At 65.0% G+C, this 6,467-nt stretch carries 3 protein-coding genes; 2 read left to right on the top strand and 1 reads right to left on the bottom strand.

The genetic code is table 11. The features are described 5' to 3' along the window. Window positions 1–72: 72 nt before the first annotated feature. Window positions 73–2,250, bottom strand: coding sequence for a TonB-dependent siderophore receptor (locus APH27_RS23960; protein WP_060486071.1), 2,178 nt, complete (start codon window positions 2,248–2,250; stop codon window positions 73–75). A 191-nt stretch (window positions 2,251–2,441) separates the two neighbouring features. On the opposite strand from APH27_RS23960, the gene APH27_RS23955 reads away from it, so the two are divergent. Together APH27_RS23955 and APH27_RS23950 are read left to right on the top strand one after the other, a co-directional pair. Next, window positions 2,442–5,369, top strand: a complete 2,928-nt coding sequence (locus APH27_RS23955) for an aminotransferase (RefSeq protein ID WP_060486070.1) — start codon at window positions 2,442–2,444, stop codon at window positions 5,367–5,369. Between the two features lie 63 nt (window positions 5,370–5,432). Next, window positions 5,433–6,338 carry a LysR family transcriptional regulator gene (locus tag APH27_RS23950; protein ID WP_027919075.1) on the top strand — a complete coding sequence of 302 codons (906 nt, stop codon included), beginning with the start codon at window positions 5,433–5,435 and terminating at the stop codon, window positions 6,336–6,338. Window positions 6,339–6,467 lie beyond the last annotated feature (129 nt).

The raw sequence follows: 6,467 nt of genomic DNA, 5'->3' as shown, positions 1-6,467 counted from the left end.
TGCAAAACCCAGGCATGCACCTGCCAGCCCTGCCGCCATTGCGCGACAAATCCCTCTTCACCAGCCCTGCAATCAGAAATCGAGGGTGCCGGAGAACTTCACCAGGCGTGGATCACCCTGGGTCAGGTAACCGCCGTTAGCCGAAGCCCAGTAATTCTTGTCGGTGAGGTTCTCGACGTTGACCCGCAGGGTCAGGTCCTTCTCCGCCACTTTCAGCTTGTAGCGGGCACCGGCATCGAAGCGGTTCCAGGTGGGCAGGCTGACGTTGTTCGCCGCATCGACGTACTGGCCACCGGTTCGCAGCATCCGTGCATTGAGCGACAGCCCCGGCACACCCGGCACATCCCAATCGACGCTGGCATTGAGCTGGAAGGTCGGCACGCCGATGGCGTGGTTGCCGTCGTTGCTGCCATTGGCGGTGTTCTTCTGCTCCGAGGCCATGCGCGTGCCACCGGCCATCAGCCGCAGGCCTTCGATGGGCTCGCCGAACAGGCTCAGTTCCAGGCCTTTGTTGACCTGCTCGCCATCGCGGATGAACACGTTGTTCAAGGTGTAGCCGTCCGACGGTTTTTCGATACGGAACACTGCCAGGTTCGCGCCGTAGGTCTGGCGGTCGAACTTGATACCGGCCTCGAGTTGCTTGGTGCGGCCAGGCGGGAACATGGTGCCGGCGTTCTCGGTACCAGCCGCTGCGGTCGGGCCTTGGGCAAGGCCCTCGATGCGGTTGGCGTACAGCGAGATGCTGTCGGTGGCCTTGAATACGATGCCGTACACCGGGGTCGTGATCGACTTGTCGTACGGGTCGCCGTTACGGCTGCCATCCGCGCTCGGGAGCTTGGAGGTGCCGTCATAGAAGTAGTTTTCCACGCGCAATTGCTGGCGACGCAAGCCGTAGGTCAGCAGCAGCCGGTCGTCAAACAGGCCAACCGTGTCGGAAATAGCGATGCTTCGCGCACGCGTCTTCCCGGTCACGCCTGGGTCGCCCATGTCACCGCCCCAGCTGGTGACGTTAGTGGGTTTGGGGCGCTGTACCGTGTCGTAAATGTGGGTGGTGATCGGTGAATAGAACGTGTAAGCGTTCTCGGCCTGGGTCCACATCGTGCTGGCACCCACAGCGATCTGGTGGCTGATCGGGCCGGTCTGCACACGACCATTCAGGCCAGCGCTGAAACTGGTGTTGTCTTCGCCATGGACGATATCAGAGGGGGTCATGGTGGCGGCACCACTATTGCCGACCAGTACCGGCGTACCGTAGGTGCCCTGCTCGCGGCTGTGGCGGGCACCGCCAGCTAGGTAGGCAGTCCAGCTGTCGCTCAGGTCCCATTCGCCACGCACCATGCCGAAGGTGTCCTCCGATTCGCTGTAGCTCCAGCTCTGGCCATAGTTGTGATCGGCATCTGGCGCGGTCGGGGCCTTGGTCGTGGTACCGCCCAGGCGCACCGAGTTGCGCAGGTGGTTGATGCGCTGCTTCTGGTAACCGATGTCGGTCGATATGCGGAAGGTGTCACCGCGGTAGTCCAGGCCAGCGGTGAACAGCTTGGTGCGCTGGTCCTGGTCGTCCACGGCCGTTTCGCCTTCGCGCTGGCTGAGGTTCAGGCGGGCACCGAAGCGGTTGTCTTCACCGAAGCGCTGGCCGATGTCCAGGTGCTCGCCGATACGGCCATCGGAGCTGATGTCCTGGGTGTAGCGGCGGGTCGGCTCATCGCCGGCGCGCTTGGGTTGCAGGTTGACGTTGCCGCCCAGGCCGGTGCCGGTCGGGCTCACGCCGTTGAGGAAGGCATTGGGGCCCTTGAACACTTCGACCCGCTCGACACCATCGGTGGACATGATCTGGCGCGGCAGGATGCCGTACAAGCCATTGAAGGAAATATCGTCCCCCGCCAGCGGCAGGCCGCGGATGATGAAGACCTTGGACTGGTTGCCGAAGCCGAACGACTCCCGCACCGACGGGTCGTTTGCCAGCACGTCGCCGATGTCTTCCGCCTGCTGGTCTTCGATCAGTTTGGAGGTGTAGCTGGTCTGGGTGAACGGCACGTCCATGTAATCCTGATTGCCCAGCACGCCCATCTGGCCACCGCGGGCGACCTGGCCACCGGCAAACGCCTCAGGCAGTGCGCCTGGTTGCGCTTTCAAGGCATCGGCATTGACATCGGTCGCTTCCAGCTGAATCGGCTCGGCAGCATGCGCCATCAGGGTTGCGGAACAGCAAATCGCCAGTAATGCGGGGCGTGAAGGAAAACGGGACGACATTGTGCAAGTCCTGATAGCGCGAAATGGGAAATAACACGCGAATGTTAATGCTTCCTATACGCAAATATCAAACCAAAGGTCATGCCCAGCACTATCGCTCATCAAAAAAACTGATCACTATCGTCTTTCATCATCAGCCAGATCGGGAATAGATTCTGCGCATCCAAGACCCAGCAGCAACGGTAGCCCCCATGTCCAGCCAACAACAGCCCGCCTCCCCTGCCCTCGACACGCTGATCCAGCGTTCCGCCCTGCCCAGCCCATCGCTCAGCGAAGCTCAGGCGCACGCGCTGCTGCAAACCCACTACGACCTGGATGGCGACTTGACGGCACTGGGCAGCCAGCAGGACCTGAACTTCCGCGTGGACGCGGCGCAAGGGCGCTTCGTACTCAAGGCCTGCCACGGCAGCTACGCCCAGGTCGAACTGCAGGCGCAGCATGCCGCCCTGGCCTACCTGCGTGAGCAGGGCTTGCCAGTGCCCGCCGTGCAAACTGCGCAAAGTGGCGAAACCTTGCTGGCAGTGGACATCGACGGGCACCCCCTGCGAGTTCGCCTGCTCGAGTACATCGACGGCCAGCCACTGACCCGCCTCAAACACATGCCGCCGCGCCTGATGGCCGAACTGGGCAAGCTGTGCGCGCGGCTCGACAAGGCCCTGGTCGACTTCGACCACCCAGGCCTTGAACGCACACTGCAATGGGACCCGCAGCATGCCCAGGCGCTGATCGAGCACCTGCTGCCGGTGCTGCAGGACGCCGCGCAACGCGCCCGCATCGCGCAAGCCGCGCGCCTGGCCAGCGAGCGCCTGGCCCCCTTGGCGCAGCAGCTGCCGACCCAGGCCGTGCACCTGGACATCACCGACGACAACACCGTGTGGGCCCGCGACGACCAGCGCCAATGGCAACTGCAGGGCGTGATCGACTTCGGCGACCTGTCGCGCACCTGGCGCATCGCCGACCTCTCGGTGACCTGCGCAGCGCTGCTGCACCACGCCGAAGGCGACCCGCTGCGCATCCTGCCGGCAGTCAACGCCTACCAGGCCCTCAACCCCTTGACCGAGACCGAGCTGCGCGCCTTGTGGCCGCTGGTACTGAACCGTGCGGCAGTGCTGGTGCTGAGCAGCGCGCAGCAATTGGCCGTGGACCCGGACAACCAGTACACCCGCGACAACGTCGCCCATGAATGGGAAATCTTCGATACCGCCACGGCCGTGCCATTCGCCTTGATGGAGGCGGCCATTCTCCAGGCGGCCGGCTTGCCGGCCGCCTCAGCCGACCTGACAGGCTGTGCGCCGCTGCTCCCTGAGCTGGCCGGCCAGCCGGTCTGCCAGGTCGATCTGGGTGTGCTCAGCGCGCACTGCGAAGCCGGCAACTGGGAACAGCCGGGCTTCGATCGGCACCTGCTGAGCTCGCAACCGGCGCCTGCCTGTACCCTGCACGGCCAGTATCGCCTGTCACAAACCCATATCGATCGCCCCGAAGAACCGGCAACCTGCGCGCTGGGCGTAGAGCTGCATGTACCCAATGGCAGCCCGGTTCAAGCCCCCGAGGCGGGCATCTGGCAACGTCACGGCGACGGCCGCGGCTGCCTGCGCACGCCACACTGGGCCGTGTGGTTGCACGGCCTGGAAGATGCCCCGGCAGATGGCCAGGCCGTGGCCAAAGGGCAAACCCTGGGCAGCAGCTGCGGCTTCCTCAGTGTCCAGCTGTGCCTCGACACCCACACTCAGCCGCCGTTCTTCGCCACGCCTTCCCAGGCTGCAGCCTGGCTGGCCGTGTGCCCGTCGCCCGCCGCGCTGCTGGGCTTCGATTGCGATGCCGAACCGTTGCCCGATCCACAGGCCCTGCTGGCCCGTCGCGATGCCAGCTTCGCCCGCTCGCAGAAACACTACTACGCGCAACCACCCCAGATTGAACGCGGCTGGCGCAACTACCTGATCGACCTGCAGGGCCGCTCGTACCTGGACATGCTCAACAACGTCGCCGTGCTGGGCCACGGCCACCCGCGCATGGTGGCCGAATCGGCGCGCCAGTGGTCGCTGCTCAACACCAACTCGCGCTTCCACTACGCCGCCATCACCGAGTTCTCCGAGCGCCTGCTCGGCCTCGCACCCGAGGGTTTCGACCGGGTATTCATGGTCAACAGCGGCACCGAGGCCAACGACCTGGCGATCCGCCTGGCCTGGGCCTACAGCGGTGGCCGCGACTTGCTCAGCGTGCTAGAGGCCTACCACGGCTGGTCGGTGGCCACCGATGCCATTTCCACCTCCATCGCCGACAACCCGCAGGCCCTGGAAACCCGCCCGGACTGGGTGCACCCGGTGGAGGCACCCAACACCTTCCGCGGTCGCTTGCGCGGCGCCGACACGGCCGCCGGCTACCTGCGCGACGTCGACGCCAAGCTGGCCGACCTCGACGCCCGTGGCCGCCAGCTGGCCGGCATCATCTGCGAGCCGGTGTACGGCAATGCCGGGGGCATCTCGCTGCCGGCCGGTTACCTGCGCCAAGCGTATGCCAAGGTCCGCGCCCGCGGTGGCGTGTGCATCGCCGATGAGGTGCAGGTCGGTTATGGCCGCCTGGGCGAGTATTTCTGGGGCTTCGAGGAACAGGGCGTGGTGCCGGACATCATCACCATGGCCAAGGGCATGGGCAACGGCCAGCCGTTGGGCGTGGTCATCACCCGCCGTGAGATCGCCGAAGCACTGGAGGCCGAGGGCTATTTCTTCTCCTCGGCCGGTGGCAGCCCAGTCAGCTGCCGCATCGGCATGGCAGTGCTGGACGTGATGCAGGAAGAAGGCCTGTGGGACAACGCCCGCGAAACCGGGCGCTATTTCAAGGCGCGCCTGCAGGCACTGGTCGACAAGCATCCGCTGGCCGGTGCGGCCCATGGCTCAGGCTTCTACCTGGGACTGGAGCTGGTGCGTAACCGTGAAACCCTGGAGCCGGCCACCGAGGAAACCATGGCACTGTGCGACCGCCTGCGCGAGCTGGGCATCTTCATGCAGCCAACCGGCGACTACCTGAACATCCTCAAGATCAAGCCGCCGATGTGCACCACCCGAGCGAGCGTCGACTACTTCGTCGACAGCATCGACCGGGTGCTGGGCGAAGGCCTGTAAGAGGGCTGTCAACCAGGCCGGCGAGTGTTCATACTTTCCGGCCTCTTCCTCAGGTTTGCGGACATGGCCTTCAGCAGCGACTCACTGGCAATTTTCCTCGCCGTGCTGGAGGCGGGTTCGTTCTCTGCCGCCGCGCGCAAGTTGGGGCGTGTACCGTCTGCCGTGAGCATGGCCATCGCGCAGCTGGAGGCAGAGCTGGACCTGGTCTTGTTCGACCGGGCCACACGCAAAGCCCTGCCCACCAGCGCCGCCCTGGCCCTGGAACCGCAGGCGCGGCAGGTGATCTGCCAGCTCAACCTGCTCGATGCCCAGGCCCTGCAACTGCACCAGGGGCTGGAGAAGCGCCTGACCATCGCCATGGCCCCAGAGCTGCAGACCGGCCGCTGGAGCCAGCCGCTGGAAACCCTGGCGAAGGAATTTCCCAGCCTGGAGATCGAGGTGCGCTCGGCGACCCAGACCGAGGCGGTGCGCTTGCTGCATGAAGGCAGCGTGCAACTGGCGCTGGTGTTCGAACGGCCCGGGATCGATGAGCGCGAGTCCTTTCTCGAAGCCGGCAGCCAGCTGCTGGTGGCCGTAGCCTCGCCACGCCACCCCGCAGGCAACAACAGTGGTACGCCGCTGCCTGAGGAAGCGTTTGCCGAACAGCGGCAGATCATCGTGGCCTCGGGCAAGGCGACCGGCTCGGACCCGCGCATGGTGCTGTCACGGCGCATATGGTTGACCGACAGCTACCTGGCCACGCTCGACCTTGTGCAGTCCGGCCTGGGCTGGGCTTACTTGCCACAGCCACTGGTGGAGCCGTTGATTGCCTCGGGTGCGCTGGCCGAGGTGCGTTTTGACAACATGGCCAGCCGCTTGCGGTTGTGGGTTGACATCATCTGGCTGAAGCCACGGCCGTTGGGCTTGGGTGCCAGGCGCTACCTGGAAGTGATGCGCCAGCTGTTCGAGAAAGAACCACCCAGGGCCTGAAACGGCGCGGTCCTTGTAGGAGCGGCCTTGTGTCGCGAAAGGGCTGCAGAGCAGCCCCGGCAAATTGTGATTAACAGCTGAAATCGAGCAGCCGCCTTGCGGCCCTATCGCGACACAAGGCCGCTCCTA

This window comes from Pseudomonas sp. NBRC 111123 (assembly GCF_001320205.1).
Lineage (GTDB): Bacteria > Pseudomonadota > Gammaproteobacteria > Pseudomonadales > Pseudomonadaceae > Aquipseudomonas > Aquipseudomonas putida_J.
Note: the sequence above shows the minus strand (reverse complement) of the source record. Positions and strands in the feature narration are given on the sequence as shown.

Excerpts from the sequence above, each read along its gene's own strand:
- APH27_RS23960 (WP_060486071.1), bottom strand. The coding sequence starts at position 2,250 with ATGTCGTCCCGTTTTCCTTCACGCCCCGCATTACTGGCGATTTGCTGT.
- APH27_RS23955 (WP_060486070.1), top strand. The coding sequence starts at position 2,442 with ATGTCCAGCCAACAACAGCCCGCCTCCCCTGCCCTCGACACGCTGATC.
- APH27_RS23950 (WP_027919075.1), top strand. The coding sequence starts at position 5,433 with ATGGCCTTCAGCAGCGACTCACTGGCAATTTTCCTCGCCGTGCTGGAG.